At 67.3% G+C, this 20,486-nt stretch carries 23 protein-coding genes; 12 read left to right on the top strand and 11 right to left on the bottom strand.

What is annotated here, in order from left to right; translation table 11 throughout:
• Positions 1-79: 79 nt before the first annotated feature.
• The 5 genes from folP (at position 80) to AC5Y49_RS09555 (ending at position 3,039) form a co-directional block, all read left to right on the top strand.
• Entirely contained in the window at positions 80-904 is an 825-nt protein-coding gene (gene folP / locus AC5Y49_RS09575; protein WP_499887214.1) for a dihydropteroate synthase, read from the top strand.
• Entirely contained in the window at positions 901-1,851 is a 951-nt protein-coding gene (locus AC5Y49_RS09570; protein WP_499886426.1) for a glucosyl-3-phosphoglycerate synthase, read from the top strand. Before folP ends, AC5Y49_RS09570 begins: the two co-directional genes overlap by 4 nt.
• 29 nt (positions 1,852-1,880) lie before the next feature.
• A complete protein-coding gene (locus AC5Y49_RS09565) occupies positions 1,881-2,195 on the top strand; it encodes a DivIVA domain-containing protein (protein WP_499886424.1) in 315 nt (104 codons plus the stop codon).
• Complete coding sequence (locus tag AC5Y49_RS09560) at positions 2,192-2,767, top strand: DNA-3-methyladenine glycosylase I (RefSeq protein ID WP_499886422.1); 576 nt, start codon at positions 2,192-2,194, stop codon at positions 2,765-2,767. The genes AC5Y49_RS09565 and AC5Y49_RS09560 overlap by 4 nt, the downstream gene beginning before the upstream one ends.
• Before the next feature lie 104 nt (positions 2,768-2,871).
• Complete coding sequence (locus AC5Y49_RS09555; RefSeq protein ID WP_003406247.1) at positions 2,872-3,039, top strand: DUF3117 domain-containing protein; 168 nt, start codon at positions 2,872-2,874, stop codon at positions 3,037-3,039.
• A gap of 10 nt (positions 3,040-3,049) precedes the next feature.
• Here AC5Y49_RS09555 and glgA read toward each other — a convergent pair whose 3' ends face one another.
• A complete protein-coding gene (glgA, locus tag AC5Y49_RS09550) occupies positions 3,050-4,213 on the bottom strand; it encodes a glycogen synthase (RefSeq protein WP_499886421.1) in 1,164 nt (387 codons plus the stop codon).
• Between the two features lie 125 nt (positions 4,214-4,338).
• Here glgA and glgC point away from each other — a divergent pair, with 125 nt between their 5' ends.
• Positions 4,339-5,553 (top strand): glucose-1-phosphate adenylyltransferase, encoded by a 1,215-nt coding sequence (glgC, locus tag AC5Y49_RS09545; protein WP_499886420.1) that lies wholly within the window; start codon positions 4,339-4,341, stop codon positions 5,551-5,553.
• A 96-nt stretch (positions 5,554-5,649) separates the two neighbouring features.
• Here the strand turns inward: glgC and AC5Y49_RS09540 are convergent, their stop codons facing one another.
• The 5 genes from AC5Y49_RS09540 to AC5Y49_RS09520 form a co-directional block, all read right to left on the bottom strand.
• Positions 5,650-6,324, bottom strand: a complete 675-nt coding sequence (locus AC5Y49_RS09540) for a methyltransferase family protein (RefSeq protein WP_499886419.1) — start codon at positions 6,322-6,324, stop codon at positions 5,650-5,652.
• A gap of 10 nt (positions 6,325-6,334) precedes the next feature.
• Complete coding sequence (locus AC5Y49_RS09535; RefSeq protein ID WP_499886418.1) at positions 6,335-7,972, bottom strand: ABC transporter permease; 1,638 nt, start codon at positions 7,970-7,972, stop codon at positions 6,335-6,337.
• On the bottom strand, positions 7,969-8,904 hold the full coding sequence (locus tag AC5Y49_RS09530; RefSeq protein WP_499886417.1) for an ABC transporter ATP-binding protein: 936 nt from the start codon (positions 8,902-8,904) through the stop codon (positions 7,969-7,971). The genes AC5Y49_RS09535 and AC5Y49_RS09530 overlap by 4 nt, the downstream gene beginning before the upstream one ends.
• Positions 8,894-9,532, bottom strand: a complete 639-nt coding sequence (locus AC5Y49_RS09525; RefSeq protein ID WP_499886416.1) for a TetR/AcrR family transcriptional regulator — start codon at positions 9,530-9,532, stop codon at positions 8,894-8,896. The genes AC5Y49_RS09530 and AC5Y49_RS09525 overlap by 11 nt, the downstream gene beginning before the upstream one ends.
• Before the next feature lie 82 nt (positions 9,533-9,614).
• Positions 9,615-10,283, bottom strand: coding sequence for an O-methyltransferase (locus AC5Y49_RS09520; protein WP_499886415.1), 669 nt, complete (start codon positions 10,281-10,283; stop codon positions 9,615-9,617).
• A gap of 212 nt (positions 10,284-10,495) precedes the next feature.
• Between AC5Y49_RS09520 and sigE the strand changes: the two genes are divergently transcribed.
• From sigE to tatB, 4 genes are all read left to right on the top strand, one after another.
• On the top strand, positions 10,496-11,257 hold the full coding sequence (gene sigE, locus AC5Y49_RS09515; RefSeq protein ID WP_499886414.1) for an RNA polymerase sigma factor SigE: 762 nt from the start codon (positions 10,496-10,498) through the stop codon (positions 11,255-11,257).
• A 112-nt stretch (positions 11,258-11,369) separates the two neighbouring features.
• Positions 11,370-11,762 carry an anti-sigma E factor RseA gene (gene rseA, locus AC5Y49_RS09510; protein ID WP_499886413.1) on the top strand — a complete coding sequence of 131 codons (393 nt, stop codon included), beginning with the start codon at positions 11,370-11,372 and terminating at the stop codon, positions 11,760-11,762.
• Positions 11,763-11,851: 89 nt separating this feature from the next.
• Positions 11,852-13,354, top strand: a complete 1,503-nt coding sequence (gene htrA / locus AC5Y49_RS09505; RefSeq protein WP_499886412.1) for a serine protease HtrA — start codon at positions 11,852-11,854, stop codon at positions 13,352-13,354.
• On the top strand, positions 13,355-13,750 hold the full coding sequence (gene tatB / locus AC5Y49_RS09500; protein ID WP_499886411.1) for a Sec-independent protein translocase protein TatB: 396 nt from the start codon (positions 13,355-13,357) through the stop codon (positions 13,748-13,750).
• An 84-nt stretch (positions 13,751-13,834) separates the two neighbouring features.
• Here the strand turns inward: tatB and AC5Y49_RS09495 are convergent, their stop codons facing one another.
• From AC5Y49_RS09495 to AC5Y49_RS09480, 4 genes are all read right to left on the bottom strand, one after another.
• On the bottom strand, positions 13,835-14,983 hold the full coding sequence (locus tag AC5Y49_RS09495) for an Mrp/NBP35 family ATP-binding protein (protein ID WP_499886410.1): 1,149 nt from the start codon (positions 14,981-14,983) through the stop codon (positions 13,835-13,837).
• 70 nt (positions 14,984-15,053) lie between these two features.
• On the bottom strand, positions 15,054-16,409 hold the full coding sequence (locus AC5Y49_RS09490) for a lytic transglycosylase domain-containing protein (protein ID WP_499886408.1): 1,356 nt from the start codon (positions 16,407-16,409) through the stop codon (positions 15,054-15,056).
• A gap of 133 nt (positions 16,410-16,542) precedes the next feature.
• Positions 16,543-17,088: a DUF1003 domain-containing protein gene (locus AC5Y49_RS09485; protein WP_499886406.1), complete on the bottom strand. Its 546-nt coding sequence runs from the start codon at positions 17,086-17,088 to the stop codon at positions 16,543-16,545.
• Positions 17,085-18,380 (bottom strand): magnesium transporter MgtE N-terminal domain-containing protein, encoded by a 1,296-nt coding sequence (locus AC5Y49_RS09480; protein WP_499886404.1) that lies wholly within the window; start codon positions 18,378-18,380, stop codon positions 17,085-17,087. Before AC5Y49_RS09480 ends, AC5Y49_RS09485 begins: the two co-directional genes overlap by 4 nt.
• Before the next feature lie 24 nt (positions 18,381-18,404).
• Between AC5Y49_RS09480 and AC5Y49_RS09475 the strand changes: the two genes are divergently transcribed.
• Positions 18,405-19,376, top strand: coding sequence for an HpcH/HpaI aldolase/citrate lyase family protein (locus AC5Y49_RS09475; RefSeq protein ID WP_499886402.1), 972 nt, complete (start codon positions 18,405-18,407; stop codon positions 19,374-19,376).
• A 12-nt stretch (positions 19,377-19,388) separates the two neighbouring features.
• Here the strand turns inward: AC5Y49_RS09475 and AC5Y49_RS09470 are convergent, their stop codons facing one another.
• Complete coding sequence (locus AC5Y49_RS09470) at positions 19,389-19,880, bottom strand: DUF4190 domain-containing protein (protein ID WP_499886401.1); 492 nt, start codon at positions 19,878-19,880, stop codon at positions 19,389-19,391.
• Between the two features lie 75 nt (positions 19,881-19,955).
• On the opposite strand from AC5Y49_RS09470, the gene AC5Y49_RS09465 reads away from it, so the two are divergent.
• Positions 19,956-20,483 carry a YflT domain-containing protein gene (locus tag AC5Y49_RS09465; RefSeq protein WP_499886400.1) on the top strand — a complete coding sequence of 176 codons (528 nt, stop codon included), beginning with the start codon at positions 19,956-19,958 and terminating at the stop codon, positions 20,481-20,483.
• The last annotated feature ends 3 nt before the right edge of the window (positions 20,484-20,486 follow it).

Here is a 20,486-nt window from a genome sequence, read left to right as displayed (position 1 = left end):
CGATGGCCAGGGCGGGCACCATAGACGGGTGCAGTCAACACTGTGCGGCCGCCCAGTCGCGGCCAACCGTCCGCTGATCATGGCGATCGTCAACCGCACCCCGGATTCGTTCTACGACCGCGGCGCCACTTTCAGCGACGATGCGGCCAAGGCCGCCGCGCACCGGGTCATCGCCGATGGGGCCGACGTCGTCGACGTCGGCGGCGTCAAGGCCGGCCCTGGGGAGAGCATTGACACCGAAACCGAGACCGCCCGGGTGGTGCCGTTCATCGAGTGGCTGCGCGAGACCTACCCCGACCAACTGATCAGCGTCGACACCTGGCGTTCCACGGTGGCCAGACGGGCCTGCCGGGCGGGTGCCGATCTGATCAACGACAGCTGGGGCGGCGTCGACCCCGAGATGCCCGAGGTGGCCGCCGAATTCGGGGCGGGGCTGGTCTGTTCACACACCGGCGGCGTGTCTCCGCGCACCCGGCCCTTTCGGGTCAGCTACGGCCTGAGCACCCGCGGCGTGGTCGACGACGTGATCGGTGAGGTCACCGCCGCTGCTGAACGAGCCGTCGCCGCCGGGGTGGACCGCGACCGGGTATTGATCGACCCGACCCACGACTTCGGTAAGAACACCTTCCACGGGTTGGCGTTGTTGCGTCATGTGGAAGATCTTGTTGACACTGGCTGGCCAGTGTTGATGGCGTTGAGCAATAAGGATTTCGTCGGGGAGACTCTGGGCGTGGATCTGACGCAACGGCTGGAGGGGACCCTGGCCGCGACCGCGCTGGCCGCCGCGGCCGGCGCCCGGATGTTCCGGGTGCATGAGGTCGCCCCCACCCGACGGGTGCTGGAGATGGTGGCGTCGATTCAAGGACGACGACCGCCGACACGCACGGTGAGAGGATTGGCATGACGGCATCAGAGCTGGTCGATCTCGTCGGCGACGGAATCCTGGCCGCGCTGCCCGGCGACACCTGGCTGCCCGACCGCAGTTGGAGTCACCCCAAAACGGTCGACGAACTGGTGTCCGCGAAGGCCGGCCGCACCATTTCGGTGGTCCTGCCCGCCCTCAACGAGGAAAGCACCATCGAATCGGTCATCGACAGCATCTCGCCGGTGCTCGGCGGGCTGGTCGACGAGCTGATCGTGCTGGACTCCGGCTCGACCGACGACACCGAGATCCGCGCCATCGCCGCCGGCGCCCGGGTCGTCACCCGCGAACAAGCGCTGCCCGATGTCGCCCCGCGTGCCGGCAAGGGCGAGGTGCTGTGGCGCTCGCTGGCGGCCACCAGCGGCGACATCATCGTGTTCGTCGACTCCGACCTGATCGACCCGCACCCGATGTTCGTGCCGTGGCTGGTCGGCCCGCTGCTCGCCGGCGACGGCACCCACCTGGTCAAAAGCTTCTACCGGCGGCCATTCAACACCGACGGCACCGGCGGGGGTCGGGTCACCGAGCTGGTGGCGCGACCGCTGCTCGCGGCGCTGCGGCCCGAGCTGGGCCGGGTGCTGCAACCGCTGGGCGGCGAATACGCGGCCACTCGCGAACTGCTGACGTCACTGCCCTTCGCGCCGGGCTACGGAGTGGAGATCGGCCTGCTGGTCGACACCTACGACAGGCTGGGCTTCGATGCAATCGCCCAGGTCAACCTCGGTGTACGGGCCCACCGCAACCGGCCGCTTGCCGAACTGGGCCCGATGAGCCGGCAGGTGGTGGCCACGCTGCTCTCCCGCTGCGGCATCCCCGATTCCGGGGTGGGTCTGACCCAGTTCTTCGTCGACGGTGACGGGTTCACGCCGCGCACGTCGCCGGTGTCGCTGTCCGACCGCCCACCGATGAGTACGCTGCGGCCGCGCTGAGCAGGCCGGGATAAGGCAGGATCGGTGACGTGGCGTTGGTGTTGCTGTATCTGGTGGTGCTGATCCTGGTGGCGATCGTGCTGTTCGGCGTGGCCAGCATGCTGTACGGCCGCGGGGAGCAGCTGCCGCCGCTGCCCCGGGCGACGACCGCGACAGTGCTGCCGGCCTCCGGTGTCACCGGGGCCGATGTCGACGCAGTGAAGTTCAGCCAGGTGCTGCGCGGCTACAAGACCAGCGAGGTCGACTGGGTACTGGACCGGCTCGGCCGGGAGCTCGACCAGTTGCGCGGCCAACTCGCGTCGGTGCAGGCCGGACAACCGGACGCCGATGAGGACCCCGAGTGACCGACGACGGACGCAGCCGCTGCAGTTGGGCAACCGGTGACCTCTATTGCGACTACCACGACAACGAATGGGGCCGGCCGCTGTATGGCCGGGTGCCGCTGTTCGAGCGGCTGAGCCTGGAGGCGTTTCAAAGCGGGCTGTCCTGGCTGACCATCCTCAAGAAGCGGGAGAACTTCCGCCGCGCCTTCTCCGGTTTCGACATCGAGTCGGTCGCGCGCTACACCGATGCCGACGTGACCCGGCTGATGTCTGACGATTCCATCGTGCGCAATCGCGCCAAGATCGAGGCGACCATCGCCAACGCGCGAGTCGCCAGCGGAGTTGATATCTCCGACCTGTTGTGGTCGTTTGCGCCGCCGCCGCGACCCATCTCGCGACGGCCCGCCGACGCCTCCGAAGTGCCGTCGGCGACCGCGGAATCCACCGCGATGGCCCGGGAATTGAAGCGGCGCGGATTCCGGTTCGTGGGACCTACCACCGCCTATGCCTTGATGCAGGCGACGGGGATGGTCGACGACCACCTGCGCACCTGCTGGGTGCCATCGGCTAGCGGGTTAGACACGCCCGCGTAGGCCAGCACCCGGGTCTTGTACACCCTGCCGGTGTCGATAGGGAACAATGGGGGGGTGAATTGGCAGTTGACGGCGGGGCAGCTCGAACCTGGAGGGAGCACTCGATGGCGGCGATGAAGCCCCGGACCGGTGATGGTCCGCTGGAAGCGACCAAAGAGGGGCGCGGCATCGTGATGCGGGTGCCGCTGGAGGGCGGTGGCCGACTCGTCGTCGAGCTGACGCCCGACGAAGCCGCCGCACTCGGCGACGAACTCAAGGGCGTCACCAGCTGAGCGCCCGCCGCTAGCTACCCACCTTTTGATAGATCTCCAACGTCTGCTCGGCGATGTTCGCCCAGGAGAATTCCGCGATAGCCCGCTGTCGTCCGGCCTGACCGTAGCGCTTTGCCCTCTCGGGGTCGGCGACCAAAGCGTTGACCGCCTCGGCCAGACGGCTCTGGTAACCGGCTGAATCGTCAGCCTCGTAGTGCACCAGCGAGCCGGTGACGCCGTCGGCCACCACCTCAGGTATCCCACCGACGTCTGAGGCCACCACGGCCGTCGCGCAAGCCATTGCTTCGAGGTTGACGATTCCCAACGGCTCGTATACCGATGGACATACGAAAACCGTTGCCGCCGAGAATATTTCACGAAGCCGCGAGATGGGGAGCATTTCGCGGATCCAGAACACGCCGTTGCGCCGCTGACCCAGCTCGGCGACGGCCGCCGCGACTTCGGCGGCGATCTCAGGGGTGTCGGGCGCCCCGGCGCACAACACCAACTGCACCTCGGGGCTGAACCGGTGGGCGGCGGCCAAGAGATGACCAACGCCCTTCTGGCGGGTGATCCGCCCGACGAACGCCACCGTGGGCAGGCGAGGGTCGACCCCCAATTCGGCCAGCAGCGACTCGCCTGGTTTCGGCTCGACGGGATGCCACACGTCGGTGTCGATACCGTTGTGCACCACATGCACCCGGGACGGATCCAAAGCCGGATAAGTGGACAAGACGTCATCGCGCATCCCAGAGCTGACGGCGATCACCGCATCGGCTGCACTCATGGCAGTGCGTTCCACCCAAGACGACAGCCGGTAGCCACCGCCGAGCTGTTCGGCCTTCCACGGCCGCAACGGTTCCAGCGAATGCGCGGTCAACACATGCGGAATGTCGTAGAGCAGACCGGCCAGATGCCCGGCCAGGCCGGTGTACCAGGTGTGGCTGTGCACCACGTCGGCGTTCAGGGCGGCGTTGGCCATCACCAGATCGGACGACAGCGTCGCCAGCGCCGGATTTGCGCCTTCTAGCCGCGAATCGGGCTGGTAAACGAAGGCCCCCGGCCGGGGGGCGCCCATGCAGTGCACGTCGACGCGGCACAGGTTGCGCAGTTGCGCGACCAGTTCGGTGACATGCACCCCGGCGCCGCCGTACACCTCAGGGGGATACTCCCGAGTCATCATCGCCACCCGCATACTCCGCACGGTAACGGTTGCGGCGCGTCGCGCCGAACCAAATACCTTGACGGACAGCCCGTCCACGCCGGGTAATCAGTCGATTGACGTGGCAGCAGTGTTCAGCGGCCGATAGGTTTGAAACCATGAGGGAAGCGCCACACGTGCTGGGCATCGTCCTGGCCGGCGGGGAGGGCAAGCGGTTGTATCCGCTGACCGCAGACCGGGCCAAACCCGCGGTTCCCTTCGGCGGCGCCTACCGGCTGATCGACTTCGTGCTGTCCAACCTTGTCAATGCCCGCTACCTGCGGGTTTGCGTTCTCACTCAATACAAGTCGCATTCGCTGGACCGGCACATCTCACAGAATTGGCGACTGAGCGGCCTGGCCGGCGAGTACATCACCCCGGTTCCGGCGCAGCAGCGGCTCGGCCCGCGTTGGTACACCGGCTCCGCCGACGCGATCTACCAGTCGATGAATCTGATCTTCGACGAAGACCCGGAATACATCGTGGTTTTCGGCGCTGACCACGTTTACCGGATGGACCCCGAGCAGATGCTGCGATTTCACATTCGCAGCGGGGCGGGCGCGACGGTGGCCGGGATCCGGGTGCCGCGGGCGGAGGCCACTGCATTCGGGTGTCTGGACGCCGACGAGTCCGGCCGCATCCACAGCTTCGTCGAGAAACCGACTGAGCCACCGGGCACGCCCGACGATCCCGAGGCCACGTTCGTCTCGATGGGCAACTACATCTTCACCACCAAGGTGCTCATCGACGCCATCCGCGCCGACGCCGAAGACGACCACTCCGACCACGACATGGGCGGCGACATCATTCCGCGGCTGGTGTCCGACGGGATGGCCGCGGTCTACGACTTCTCCGACAACGAGGTGCCCGGTGCCACCGATCGCGATCGGGGCTACTGGCGCGACGTGGGGACGCTGGACGCGTTCTACGACGCCCACATGGACCTGGTATCGGTGCATCCGGTGTTCAACCTGTACAACCGACGCTGGCCGATCCACGGTGCGACGGAGAACCTGGCGCCGGCGAAGTTCGTCAACGGCGGATCCGCCCAGGAGTCGGTGGTGGGCGCGGGCAGCATCATCTCGGCGGCGTCGGTGCGTAACTCGGTGCTGTCGTCGAACGTCGTCGTCGACGACGGCGCGATCGTGGAGGGCAGCGTGATCATGCCGGGCACCCGGGTCGGTCGCGGTGCGGTGGTACGCCACGCGATCCTGGACAAAAATGTGGTCGTCGGACCGGGCGAGATGGTCGGGGTGGACCTGGAGAAAGACCGCGAACGCTTCGCGATCAGCGCCGGCGGAGTGGTCGCGGTGGGCAAAGGCGTCTGGATCTAACCCGCGCCGGTTTTTCGCGAGCGTGCGTGTTCCCGCCCGACACGCCGAGCTCTTTTCCGGGTTTGCGCACTGTCGCGGCGGGGGTGCGGCGCTCGGTCACCACACGTAAGGCAGCAGCCGGTAGTGCACCTGCTCGGTGTACTGCCGATATCCGCTCAAATCCTCTTGCAAAAGCTGTTCTTCATCGCGAATGCGAACAGCCAGCACGATCAGGCCCGGGATGACGAAAACCAGCCCCCAGTACGAGCCGAGCGCCAGCGGGATCCCCAGCATCATGATCAGGTTTCCGGTGTACATCGGGTGTCGCACCATCCCGTATAACCCGGTGGAGACGACCCGCTGACCCTCCTCGATGGTGACATTGGCGGCCGCATAAGCGTTTTGGATGACCACCAGCATCGAGAGGCCAAGACCGATCGCGACCAAAACATCGCCGACCAAACACACCGCGGCCGGAACTGATGACCACCCGAACCGGTGGTCCAGGGCGCTGACGACGCACATGGCCGCCAGCGAAAACAGTGCGACGGAGATGATCACCTTCTGCAGCGTTCGGTCTTCGGCCAACGGCCCCGCGCGCATCCGCCGATCAAGCGCATCCCGGTTCGTTCGCAATAAATAGATGCCGGGGATCCAGGTGGATACGACGAATACGCCGAGGAAAACCCATCCTTGCCAGTAATGGAACGTGCCGGCTGGCAGGAACACCACCAACCCGAACACCACAAGTCCCCACACACTCGAAAGCGCCGCTTTGACAATGGTTTTCATAGCAGCCTCCTCAGCTTCTAAGATCGCGGCGTCGGAAGGCCGCCGCGCCGAGTGCGATCAGCGACACGTCGATCACCAGCAGCCACAGCAGCGGAGCCGCCGTGAAGCTACCATCGCCGATCCGGGGAATGTGTGCGAACGGCTCGAGGTCGCACAGCCACTGCGGCAATGCCGACAACGAACCGACAAGGTACAACGCGATGAATCCGACCAACACACCCCAGGCCGCCGGGGTGAAGCGTGGCGTCAGCCCGAACAACGCCAGCGTCACGGCGGCAAGCAGCCACACCGCGGGCAGCTGCGCGGCCGCGGTGCCGACGACTGCGGGCAGTTTGCCGCTGATATCGCCGGCGGCGACGCCGTAGGTGAGTCCGGCGACCAGTCCGGAAACCAGCATCGCGGCGCCAGATCCCACCAGCGCAGTCGTCAGATGGCTTGCCAACCAACGACTTCGGCTCACGGCACCGCTCAGCAGCATTTCAGCCCGCTGGCCGGTTTCCTCCTGGTGCAATCGCAGCGACAGCGAGATCGCGAACGCGGCGGCCACCATGCTCAGCATGGCGAACGCGATCGCGATGAACGCCTGTTCCAAGGCGCTGGTGCCGCCCATCCGGGTCACGATGTCACGCGCGGCGGTGCTATCGCCAAGTTGATCGCCGATCCCGTGCACGACGCTGCCGACCAGCAAGCCATACAGGCACAGTCCGACCGTCCACAGCAGCAGCGCACCGCGGTCCAGCCGCCACGCCAGCCCTGACACGCTGCGCAATGTCGCTGCGGCTCGCGCCGGACCCGGGCGTTCGGCGATCAGCCCGGCGCCGACATCGCGGCCGGCGAGCAGGCGGTAGGCCAGCCCGGTGAGCAGCACCGTCGTCACCAGATGCAGCGCCAGGACCCACCAGTGGTCTCCGGCATACGGCCGGACCTGCAGCGACCAGCCCAGAGGTGAGAGCCAGGACAAGGTGCCCGAACCGGCGTCACCGACAGCGCGCACGGTGAAAGCGGCGGCCAGCACGGTGAATGCCGCGCTCCGGCCGAATCGGGCGCTCGGCGACAGTTGTGCCGCAACCGCGGCCACCGCCGTGAATACCAACCCGGAGGCGGCCAGCGCCGCCCCGAATGCCAGCGATCCGCCGGGTGCGACCTCGGTGGTGAACAGTCCGGCTGCACCGATCGCGCCGGTGCTGATCGATGCGCCGAACGACAGCAGCAGCGCGGCGGTCAAACTGGCGTAGCGCCCCACCGCCGTCGAGTCGATCAATTCGGCGCGTCCGGTCTCCTCGTCGGCACGGGTGTGACGCATCACGGTGAGGATGACCGCGACCGCGATGAGTAGATAGAACATCCCGGCCTTCCAAATGCCGACCGCGCCAAGGCTGTCGTTGTAGACCGGGCCGTAGAGCGCGCGCTGAGCCGGGCTCGCCATGATCGACGTCGCGAACGTCGCGCGCTCTGCCTGGGTGGGCGCCACCTTAGCCATGCTGCCGATATAAACGGTGGCCAGCGGCACCGAAAGCAACAGCACCCACAGCGGTAACACGACCCGGTCGCGGCGCAGATAGAGCCGCAGCATCCCTACGGTGCCTGAGAAGCTCGAACTACGCTGCGGCGCTTGATGAGCCGGCCGGTCCAGCGTGGTGGTGCTCATGCGGGCACCTGTTCTCCGCTGCGCACATCCTGACCATCGGTGCCGTAGTGACGCAGAAACAGCTCTTCCAGCGTGGGGGGCTGGCTGATCAGACTGCGCACGCCGGCGTCGCCGAGCACCCGGATGAGTTCGCCGAGGCTCTCGCCGTCGACTTGTGCGCGCAGTGTGGTTCCCTCGACGCTGACGTCCTCCACGCCCTTGATCCGGGTGAGATCGCCGGGATCGCCGATCATTTCAGCCTTGATCGACGTGCGGCTGAGGTGGCGCATCGAATCCAGCGACCCGCTCTCCACGGTCTGGCCGGCCCGGATGATCGTCACCCGTTCGCAGAGTGCCTCCGTTTCGGCCAGGATGTGGCTCGACAGTAGGACCGTGGCGCCGCGATCGCGGGCCTCGGCGACGCACTGCTGAAACACGTTTTCCATCAGCGGATCCAGGCCGCTGCTGGGTTCGTCGAGCAGCAGTAGCCGGGCTCGCGACGAGAACGCCGAAATCAGGGAGACCTTTTGCCGGTTGCCCTTCGAGTAGGTGCGCGCCTTCTTGCGCGGATCGAGCTCGAAGCGCTCGACGAGCTCGGCTCGGCGTTGCTCGTCGATACCACCGCGCATGCGGGCGAGCAGGTCGATGGTCTCACCGCCGGTGAGGTTGGGCCACAGCGTCACATCGCCAGGCACGTAGGCGATCTGGCGGTGCAATTCCACCGCGTCGGTCCACGGGTCGCCGCCGAGCAGTCGGGCCGTACCGGCGTCGGCCTTGACCACGCCCAGCAGGATGCGGATCGTCGTCGATTTCCCGGCGCCGTTGGGCCCGAGAAAGCCGTGCACTTCACCTTGGCGCACCGTCAGATCGAGTCCGTCGAGTGCCCGCACTGCGCCGAAGGATTTCGTCAGGTGGTGGATTTCGATTGCCGCCTGGCCGTTGTCAACTGGCATTGGATTCTCCCTGTTCTGCTTCGGCGAGGAATGCGTTGTACCTGGTGTCGTCTGCCAGCAGGCCGTCGGTGTAGATCTCCAGAGCGGGCAGAACCATGTCGCGGGCGTAGTCGCGCAGCACTGCGCGCAAATCCGTCGGGGAGTCGTGCATTTGGAGATAGAGCAGGAAGCCGCCCCCGCCGGTAATCGCCAAATATTTTGCCCGCGCCTTGGGATCTCGGCTGGGCTTGAGTATGCCCGCCCGCACACCTTCGTCGAGGTATTCCTCGGCATCGTCGATCATCTTGCGCCACAATGTGTTTGCAAGGCCACCGCCCGTTTGCATGGAGCGAACGAGGTAGGCCATCATCGACGCGTACGACTCGATTTCGGCCATCGCAGCAAACCAGGTGCCTGGGTCGGTCGACTGCATCGCCTCCGATTTGCCGCTGCGGATCTCTTCGGCGATGTAGTCGTCGCAGGCCTTGCGCAGGCCGTCTTTGGATCCGAAGTGATGAATGACCAAGGCCGCGCTCACGCCGGCGGCGTCGGCGATCGCGCGCAGTCCGACCCCGAAACCGTGCTGACCGAATTGCTCGATGGCCGCATCACGGATTCGCGCGGCTGCGGTCAAGTCGGCTGAACGCATGTTCAGTAGGCTAAACGCGCGTTCAGTCGGCTGTCAAGCGTGACTCACCAGACCATCAGCGCCGGAAGAGCGCCGGAAGATGTCAGTCGCGGACAGCAGCGAGCAAGCCGTCGCCGAGCGGCACCAACGCTGGGTTGAGGCGTTCGTCTTCGGCGATCAGCCGCGCGGCTTCGCGGACCGCGGTGACTTCGGCGTCGTGGGCGGCGGGATCATTGGCCCGGCCGCCCAGCGCCGCGCGGTGCACGATGATCACCCCGCCCGAGCGCAGCAGCCGTACACCTTCGACCACGTAGTCCGGCTGGTCGACCGGGTCGGCGTCGATGAACACCAGGTCGTACGACTCGTCGGCGAGCCGGGTCAGCACCTCTTGGGCACGGCCGCTGATCAGCCGCGTGCGCGACGGACCTATCCCGGCGTCGCTGAACGCCTGCTTGGCGGTCTGCTGATGCTCGGGCTCGATGTCGATGGTGGTCAACACGCCGTCATCGCTCATACCGGAGAGCAGCCACAATCCGCTGACCCCGGCGCCGGTGCCGACCTCGACGACGGCTTTGCCGCCACTCAGCCTGGCCAGCAAGCTCAGCAACGCGCCGACGGCGGGCGTGACGGCGCCGGCGCCGATCTCGACGGCACGGTCTCGCGCTGCCGCCAAAACCGCATCCTCGGAGATCGACCCCTCGGCATGCGCGGAGATCGCTGCGGCCCGACTGGTTTGGGCCGTCCGGCCGGTTGCGTCGTCGGTGCTGGCCATGCCCGCAGCGTAAGACCAACCTATGCTCCACGCGGGCAGGCGCGCCCGAACGACGGTCTGGCCCCGTGAGCCGCGACACGCCCGGAAGTCCAAGCCGCACAATGTCACATCGCGCGCCAAACCCCCAGCGCAAGGGGCTGCCTGGCCGGTTTCTCAGTGAATGCACAGTGCCATCACATATCGGCCACACGCCGATAAGCGACGGTAGCTATATGGAACGCGGAGAGCGCTGGGCCGGGAATACAGCCGGGTGTCTGCGTGTTGCCCGCGGTGACGCACTGTCCACCTTTGACGGCAAGATCAACCCGGAGGATCCGAACATCACCACATTGATGAGCCCGGCGAGCATGTCGCACCCCGAGCGGTACCGCGACGCCGACTGGGTCGAGCCAGCTGACGAGCCCTACGGAACTGCGGTCTTCGACGCAACCGGGGACAAGGCGGCGATGCCGTCCTGGGACGAGCTGGTGCGTCAGCACGCAGATCGGGTGTACCGGCTGGCCTATCGCCTCTCGGGCAGCCAGCACGACGCAGAGGACTTGACTCAGGAGACTTTTATCCGGGTGTTCCGATCGGTGCAGAACTATCAGCCGGGGACCTTTGAGGGCTGGCTGCACCGCATCACCACCAACCTGTTTCTGGACATGGTGCGCCGGCGCAGCCGCGTTCGGATGGAGGCGTTGCCCGAGGATTACGACCGGGTGCCCGCCGACGAGCCCAACCCCGAGCAGATCTACCACGATGCGCGGCTGGGCGCTGACCTGCAGGCGGCGCTGGATTCATTGGCGCCGGAATTCCGGGCCGCGGTGGTGTTGTGCGACATCGAGGGTCTCTCCTATGAGGAGATCGGTGCGACGCTGGGCGTCAAGCTCGGCACCGTGCGCAGCCGGATACACCGTGGACGGCAGGCGTTGCGCGACTATCTGGCGGCCCATCCTGAGCACACCGAGCGATCCGAGGGCGCCAGCGCCTAACCGGCGACACTCGGGCTTCTCGGCTGTTCAGTGCTGTCGCGTCGCGGGCAGCGCGCTACATTCAAGGTAGTGCCGCCATGCAAACACAACGCAGTGTCGAGAGGAGCTGGTGATGCCCGACCGGGGACATGTGTTCCGCCGTGCGTTCTCCTGGCTCCCCTCCCAGTTCGCCTCACAGAGCGACGCGCCGGTCGGTGCGCCGCGCCAGTTCGGCTCTACCGAGCACCTGTCCACCGAGGCCATCGCTGCATTCGTCGACGGTGAGCTGCGAATGAACGCCCACCTGCGCGCCGCCCATCACATTTCGCTGTGCCCGCAGTGCGCCACCGAAGTGGAGGATCAGGGCCGAGCGCGTGCCGCGCTGCGCGACTCCAGCCCGATCAGCATCCCCAGCACCCTGCTCGGAATGCTCTCGCAGATTCCGCACTCGCCGCCCGACGAAGCCGCGGCCTTCTCGGATCAATTGGCCGACGACATCACGCCTGACCGGCGTAAGCGCCGGTAGCCTGGTGGATACTAGGCTGGTTAAGCCGGTGTCTGACGCCGCGCTCGTTGTCATAGCGCGTATTTCCCAACTGCTCGGAAGAGGATGACGTGACCTCCGACCAGGACAAGTACGGCGGCCACCGCCTGGCGCCGCGGCCCGTCTCGCGGCCGTCGGTCGATCCCGCTTCGCAGCAGACCTTCAGCCGTCCCGAGGGCGTGCGGGGATCGTTCATCTCCCAGCTGGTCCGTCCGCAGAAGTACCGCGACCAGCGTGATTTCACGCCGCACGACGAGCCGGCCGACCCGGTGATGGCCGAAGCCTTCGGCCGCCCGTTCCCGGGCGCAGACTCGCTGCAGCGTCATCCCACCGACGCCGGCGCGCTGGACGGCGAGAAGGACAAAGACCAGTCCGAGGACGGTGACGACCCCTGGCGCGACCCCGGAGCGGCCGCCGCCCTGGGCGGCCCAGCGCTGACGCCGTCCCCCCCGCGCGGCGGCGGCAGGTTTGCGGGCAAGCTCGGTGCCCGCGACGTGCTGTTCGGCGGCAAAGTCTCCTACCGTGCCTTGGCGCTGCTCGCCGCCATCGCGCTGGCGATCGGAGCCCTGGGCGGTTGGGTGGGCAACAAGACCGCCGAGGTTGCCGAGGCGTTCACCACGTCGAAGGTCACGCTGTCCACCGGCGACAACGGCGAAGGGCCCGCCGGCCGATTCGCCAAGGTCGCCGCCGCGGTGGCGGACTCCGTGGTGACTGTCGAGTCGGTCAGCGACCAGGAGGGCATGCAGGGCTCCGGGGTGGTGATCGACGGTCGCGGTTACATCGTCACCAACAACCACGTGATCTCCGAGGCGGCCAACAACCCCAGCCAGTTCAAGACCAGCGTTGTCTTCAACGACGGCAAGGAAGTGCCCGCCAACCTGGTCGGCCGCGATCCCAAAACCGACCTGGCCGTCCTGAAGGTGGACAACGTCGACAACTTGACCGTGGCCCGGCTCGGCGACTCGGACAAGGTACGGGTCGGTGACGAGGTGCTGGCGGCCGGCGCGCCGCTGGGACTGCGGAGCACCGTGACTCACGGCATCATCAGCGCCTTGCACCGCCCGATCCCGTTGTCGGGTGACGGTTCGGACACCGACACGGTGATCGATGCGGTGCAGACCGACGCGTCGATCAACCACGGCAACTCCGGGGGCCCGCTGATCGGGATGGATTCGCAGGTCATCGGCATCAACACAGCCGGGAAGTCGTTGTCGGACAGCGCCAGCGGGTTAGGCTTCGCGATCCCCGTCAACGAGGCAAAGCAGGTAGCGGAGACGCTGATCAAGGACGGCAAGATCGTGCACCCGACGCTGGGGTTGAGCACCCGCTCGGTGAGCAACGCGATCGCCTCCGGCGCCCAAGTGGCCAACGTGAAGGCGGGCAGCCCCGCGCAGCAGGGCGGCATCCTGGAGAACGACGTCGTCGTCAAGGTTGGCAACCGTGCCGTCGCCGACGCCGACGAGATGGTGGTTGCCGTGCGGCAGTTGACGATCGGGCAGGATGCGCCGATCGAGGTGGTGCGCGACGGCCGGCACGTCACGCTGACGGTGAAACCCGGCCCGGACAACGGCTAAGTGTTCGCCAATGTCGGCTGGGGGGAAATGCTCGTCCTCGTCGTGGTCGGGCTGGTGGTGCTCGGCCCCGAGCGGCTTCCGGGCGCCATCAGGTGGAGTGCCAACGCGTTGCGCCAGGCCCGCGACTACCTCACCGGAATGACGACACAGCTGCGCGAGGACATCGGCCCCGAGTTCGAAGATCTGCGGGAGCCGCTGCGCGAATTACAGAAGCTGCGCGGGATGACGCCGCGTGCGGCGCTGACCAAGCACCTACTCGACGGCGACGATTCGCTGTTCACCGGAAAATTCGACCGGGTTGAGGAAGGTGTGCCCGAGCCGGCCGCCCACCCGCCGTTAGGTGAGCCGGAACCTCCGGGCGCCGGGCCAGCGCCGTTCGACACCGACGCGACCTAGGGCCGTCGAGCGAAACCTCTGGCGAGAGTGCGGTTTCATACGCGACACGCCGCGGCACGCGTATGGAACCGCACAGTCGCGGACTTACCGCCGCGTGGAGTCTAAGCCCAGCGACATTCCGGCCAGTCCGCGGCGCCGAGACGATAAGGCGTCGGCGACGCTGCGCAGTTCCTTGCCACCTGCCGAGTCGGGTGCGCTGAGGACGATCGGCACGCCCGAGTCGCCGGCGGCGACCAGCGCGGGATCCAGCGGGATTTGCCCCAGCAAGGGCACGTCGGCGCCGACGGCACGCGAGAGTCGCTCAGCCACTTGCTGGCCACCGCCCTCGCCGAACACCTGCAGCTGCGAACCGTCGGGAAGCATCAGCCACGACATGTTCTCCACCACGCCGACGATCCGCTGACGGGTCTGCAGCGCGATGCTGCCCGCGCGCTCGGCCACTTCGGCGGCGGCGTGCTGGGGCGTGGTCACCACCAGGATCTCCGCGCTCGGAATCAGTTGGGCAACCGAGATGGCGATGTCGCCGGTTCCCGGCGGCAGATCAAGCAACAGCACATCGAGGTCGCCCCAGTACACGTCGGCCAAGAACTGCTGCAACGCGCGGTGCAGCATCGGTCCGCGCCACACGACCGGGGTGTTGCCCTGGGTGAATTGGGCGATCGAGATGACCTTCACCTCATGGGCAATAGGCGGCAGGATCATCGACTCGACCTGAGTGGGCCGGTCGGTGGTGCCCATCATCCGCGGAATGGAGTGACCGTGGATGTCGGCGTCGAGCACCCCCACCGACAACCCGCGCGCCGCCATCGCGGCGGCCAGGTTGACCGTCACGGTCGATTTGCCGACGCCGCCTTTGCCGGAGGCGACGGCATAGACCCGAGTCAGCGACCCCGGCTGGGCGAACGGGATGACCGGCTCACGGGTGTCGCCACGCAGTTGCTTGCGCAGTTCGGTGCGCTGCTCGTCGCTCATCACGTCCAAGCTGACCTTCACCGCGCCGGTGCCGGGCACATCGGCGACGGCTCCGCTGACTTCCTCGGTGATCTGGGTCTTCTTCGGGCAGGCGGCCGTGGTCAGGTAGATCTCGACGTGGACCCCGCCATCCGGGGCGATCTCGACACCTTTGACCATCCCGAGTTCCGTGATGGGCCGTCGCAGTTCAGGGTCGATCACCTTGCCCAGCGCGGCGCGGACAGCCGAAGTCAGTTCGGCGTCATCATGAGTTCCAGACATCACCGCCGAGTGTAGTGCCGCGGCGACGCGGATCGAGACGGCGTGAGACGGGGGTCACTCCGCTCGGGAGTCAGCCGGTTGGGCCAGGTAAGGGCCCCGGTCCGGACGGCGGGTTTGCTGGCGCGGCGGCCGGTGGCGGTCCGGCCGGTGATGGCGCGGCAGGCGCGGCAGCAGGCGCCGGGGGTGCGGGCGCGGCCGGCGGGCCCGGCGGGGCGGCGGGGGCCGGAGGTACGGCAGCCGGAGCCGGGGGCTCAGCTGGCGGCGGGGCGAGCCACGGTGGCGTCGACGGCTGTTGCGCCGGCGCCGCCTCTTGTGCCCCGATGCAGATCACCGTGCAGGTAGCGGGGCGAGGAGCGGGTGACTGCCATGGCCACATCGGTTGTTGGGTCGGCGCGGCGGACTGGCTGAGATCGATCAGCGGCGACCGCGACAACGGGTCGGTGGAGGGCAGGCCGTGCATGTTGAGCGGCAAGCCGGGGCCAAGGCCTTCCGGGTGCTCGAGATGCTCGAGACGCGGGTCGGCGATCGGCGGCGCCGGCCCGGTCAGCGGCGGCAGGTCGACCGGCACGACGCCGGTGGCGTACGCGGCCGCCCAGCCCAGCACGTTGCGGGCATACGGCATCGAGTTGTTGTACCGCAGGATCGCCGACATCACCTGGGTCGAATCCCGCAAGTTCAGTCCGCCGCTGCACAGGTAGCGGGCGGCGGCCAACGTCGAGTCGTACAGGTTCTGTGGATCCGCCACGCCGTCGCGGTCGCCGTCTGAGGCATAACGCGCCCACGTGCCGGGCAGGAACTGCATCGGCCCCATCGCGCGGGCGTAGGTGACCCGGCCTCCGGCATTGCCCTGCACGATGACCTCGTTACCGGGCAGGGTGCCATCCAGCGTGGGTCCATAGATCGGCCGTACCGCGGTGCCGCGGGCGTCGGTGGCCCCGCCGTTGGCGTGCATCGACTCGATGCGCCCGATCCCGGCCAGCAGATTCCAGCTGATGCCGCACGCCGGGTAGGAGCTCGCCATCATCTGCTCGGCGTTGCGGTACGCCGATAGCGCCATCGTCGGGATGCGCAGTGCGCCCGGCGCGCTCACGACCACGGTTGGCGGCGGAGCCGTCGCGGTGGCCGCCGCGATGTGGAAGGCATCCGGTGGACGCGCGACAGCGATGACCGATGGGCCGGAAAGGTCACGCGGCGCGGGTGCCACGGCCGCGACCGGCGTGATGCCGGTGTCGCGAACTGTGTGTGTGGCGGCGGGGAACGGCGGCGCACCACCGACCGCCCCGGCCAGCACCAGCGGGATGATCACCGCAAGACCGAATGCCGGCGTCCCGGCCACACGAGTAGCGGACCGCTGCACCGCCTCACGCAGGTGGGCGGCACGCCGGGCTAGGGCCGGGCGTGCATCCCAGCGTCCCCCTATGCGCACTCGACCGTCCTTGAGTATTCGAGTCGTATCCGGGTGCTCCCGACGCCATGCCGGCCCCGTGAACTAAGTCACCATACATAACAGTTGTGACACCAGTGGCAACAATGGCGGAGTATGTGAGCCTGTATTCCGGCTAGCTCGATTTCTTGGCGCGACCGTCGCTGCCGTCGCCGGCACGCACCGCGGCGGTGTCCGCGCCTTCCGGTTGCCGCTCCTCCAACAGGACCCGCAGACTTTCCAGCTCATGGCGCAGGTATTCGCGCGTTTTTGCCACTTCGCCGATGGATAACCGCAATGCGGCCAACTCGCGGGCCAGATACTCGGTGTCGGCCTTGGTCTGCTCGGCGCGCCGGCGATCCTCTTCGAAGGTCACCCGGTCCCGGTTCTCCTGGCGGTTCTGAGCCAGCAGAATCAGCGGCGCCGCGTAGGCGGCCTGGGTGGAAAAAGCCAAGTTCAGCAGAATGAACGGGTACGGGTCCCAGCGCAGTCGGACCGCGAACACGTTGAGCACGATCCAGGCCACCACCACGAGGGTCTGGATGAGGAGATACCGGCCGGTGCCGAAGAAGCGCGCGACCGATTCGGTGACCTGCCCGACGGTCTCGGGGTCCACCCGCGGCGCGAAAATCCGCGAGGTCCGCGGCGTGTAGAGCCGTTGCCGTGCCGATGATTTGCTCACGGCGCCCCTCCGGCCGCATTCAGCGCGGGTTCCTCGGTACTTTCGCGCCAGTCATGCGGCAGCAAGTGGTCGAGCACGTCGTCGACCGTCACTGCACCCAGCAGGTGGTTCTGTTCATCGACGACCGGCCCGCAGACCAGGTTGTAGGCAGCGAAGTAGCGGGTCAGCGCGGCCAGCGAGGTTTCCGGCGCCAACCACGGCAAGTCGGTGTCGATGATCCCGCCGGTCAACGCGGCCGGCGGCTCACGCAGCAGCCGCTGCAGCGGCACACAACCCAGATACTGGCCGGTCGGCGTGGCAGTGGGCGGGCGCACCACGAACACCAGCGACGACAACGCCGGCGTGACGTCGGGATCGCGGACCCGGGCCAGCGCCTCAGCAACCGACGTGTCGGGTCCCAGCACTACCGGATTCGACGTCATCAAGCCGCCGGCGGTGTTGGGTGAGTGCTTCAGCAGCCGTCGCACCGGATCGGATTCCCCCGGGTCCATCCGGCCCAGCAACAGCTCGGCATCGGTCGGATTCATCGCGCCGAGCAGGTCGGCGGCATCGTCGGGATCCATCTCCTCGAGCACGCTGGCGGCGCGCTCGGTGCCCAGCTGCCTGAGCACATCGGCCTGGTCGTCTTCAGGGAGCTCCTGCAAGATGTCGGCGAGCCGGTCGTCGTCGAGCGCGGTGACCACCTCGTAGCGCCGCTTCGGCGGCAGTTCACGCAGAGCGTCGGCCACTTCGATCGGCCGCCATTCTTCGAACTGGTGCAGCAACTGCGCCACGCCTTGGCCGGGCATCGCCAGTGCTGACGGGGTCAGGCCCACCACGTTGTGCCAGTCGACGACGTAGACGTTCGCCCGGCGGCCCAGCCGGCGCTGATTGCGGACGGCGAGCCGGGTCACCATCCAGTCGCGGGTTCGGGTTTGCTCGATGCCGAGGTCGGTGATCACCACCTCGGTGTCGGCCAGCTGCGGCAACTCTGGGTCGTTGACCCGCACTTTGGTATCGAGAATCTGACCCAGTGCCAGCACCTCGCCGGGCCGCTGCTCGAACCGGTGCAACGACAGGCTGGTGGTATTGAGCGTCACCGCATTGGGTTCAATCGCCGACACTCGACCGATCGGCACGAAAATCCTTCGGCGGGAAGGCAAATCGACGACGAGGCCAAGCACACGTGGCTGTTGGCGCACGATGCTGATGCTGACCACGACGTCGCGCACGCGGCCGAGCGACTCGCCCATCGGGCCGAGTACCAGCATTCGCGCCAGCCGCGCCGCGTACACCCGGTTGATCGACGTCATGGTTCAAACTGTAGGAGTGGAACGGTGAATAACGCCTATCGGCCCCGCCGGACCTGCCTGTCGGTTCCGGGCAGCAGCCAGAAGATGATCGACAAGGCCAAAGGTCTGCCGGCCGACGAGGTGTTTCTCGATTTGGAGGACGCCGTTGCGCCGGAAGCGAAGGCGCCGGCCCGTTCCCGGGTGGCCGCCGCGCTCGCCGGGCCGGGTTGGGCCGGACAACTGCGCGGCGTTCGGGTCAACGGCTGGACCACGCCGTGGACCCACGCCGACATCATCGAAGTGGTGTCGGCCGTCGGTGCTGCACCCGACGCGAAACTCGATGTCGTTGTGCTGCCCAAGGTCTCCGATGTCTCACATGTCCAGGCACTCGATCTGTTGCTGACCCAGTTGGAGACGCTTCATGACCTTCCGGTCGGCGGCATCGGTATCGACGCGCAGATCGAAGACGCCCGGGGTCTGTGCAATGTCGGCGCGATCGCGGCCGTGCCGCGGGTACAGGCGCTGGTGCTCGGTCCCGCTGATTTGATGGCCAGCCTCAACATGCGCACGCTGGTCGTCGGCGAACAGCCGGAGGGCTACGACGTCGGCGACGCCTACCACCACGCATTGATGACGATTTTGGTGGCAGCGCGCGCCCACGGCGTTGCCGCCGTCGACGGGCCCTATCTCAAGGTCCGCGATATCGAGGCGTTCCGGCGGGTGGCGGGCCGCTCGGCGGCCCTGGGCTACGACGGCAAATGGGTCCTGCACCCCGACCAGATCGCTGCCGGCAACGAAATCTTCAGCCCCCGCCAAGACGAGTACGACCACGCCGAGCTGATCCTGGAAGCCTACGAATGGCACACCTCCAGCGCGGGCGGTGCCCGTGGCGCGGTCATGCTCGGCGAGGAGATGATCGACGAAGCCAGCCGAAAGATGGCGCTGGTGATCGCGGCCAAGGGACGTGCAGCAGGCATGCGGCGCCAATCGGACTCCTTCGTGCCGCCGGGCGGCTAATGTCCGTACGGCTCAGGCCGATGCGGCGACCAGGCCGAAGAACACGATCAGGCCGATTACCGCCAGCAGCAGCGCGACGGCACCGACAGCGATGCCCGCCACGGCCAGGCCGTATCCGTCTTGCTGAGTCTGCTTGATCTGACCGAGCGCGACGATGCCCAGCACGATCCCGGCGATCCAGCCTCCGATCCCGATGTAGCAGACGAACAGCAGCGGAAATCCCATGATCGAGGTAACCAGCGATGCGATCGCCAACGGGTTGGTACCCGTCGGCCGGACAGCGCGGTAGGGATCGTACGGGTCGGGATACCAGGGCGGCGGAGGTCCGGCGTAGCCGCCCGGACCACCCGGGTAGGGCTGGCTGTACCCCGGCGGCGGCCCGCCGTACTGCGGCGGCGTCGGCGGATAGGGCGGCGGATGACCAAACGGCGTCTGTCCAGGCTGCGAAGGTTGGTCTGGTTCGCCTTGCGGCTTCTCGCCGGAGTCGCCGCCGGGAACTGTCATGCTGTTCAACCTAAATGATGCGGGCGGTTGACGGCCGCACCGTCCGCCACCGCGTCGGCAGAGGAGAATGGGAGCATGACCAGCCCTTACCAGCCGGGACAGGTTCCCGGTGCCACATCCGCCGGCCCGGCCGCGGGCCGCCGCAGCGCGCCCGGATTGCCGACCCCGCCGAAAGGCTGGCCGGTCGGCTCCTATCCCACCTACGCCGAGGCGCAGCGAGCGGTGGACTACCTGTCCGAGCGAGAATTCCCGGTGCAGCAAGTGACGATCGTGGGCGTCGACCTGATGCAGGTCGAGCGGGTCACCGGCCGGCTGACGTGGCCCAAGGTGCTCGGCGGCGGCGTGCTCTCCGGCGCCTGGCTTGGACTATTCATCGGCTTGGTGCTCGGCATCTTCGGTGGGAACCTGTCAGCGTTCTTGCCGACCGGCCTAATTGCCGGGGTGTTCTTCGGCTTGATCACCTCCGCGGTCCCCTATGCGATGGCGCGCGGCACCCGGGATTTCAGCTCGACGATGCAATTGGTCGCCGGTCGATACGACGTGTTGTGCGATCCGCAGAATGCCGAGAAGGCCCGCGATCTGCTCGCACACCTGGCGATCTGAAGA

The sequence above is a fragment of the Mycobacterium sp. NGS62 genome (assembly GCF_059812285.1).
Note: the sequence above shows the minus strand (reverse complement) of the source record. Positions and strands in the feature narration are given on the sequence as shown.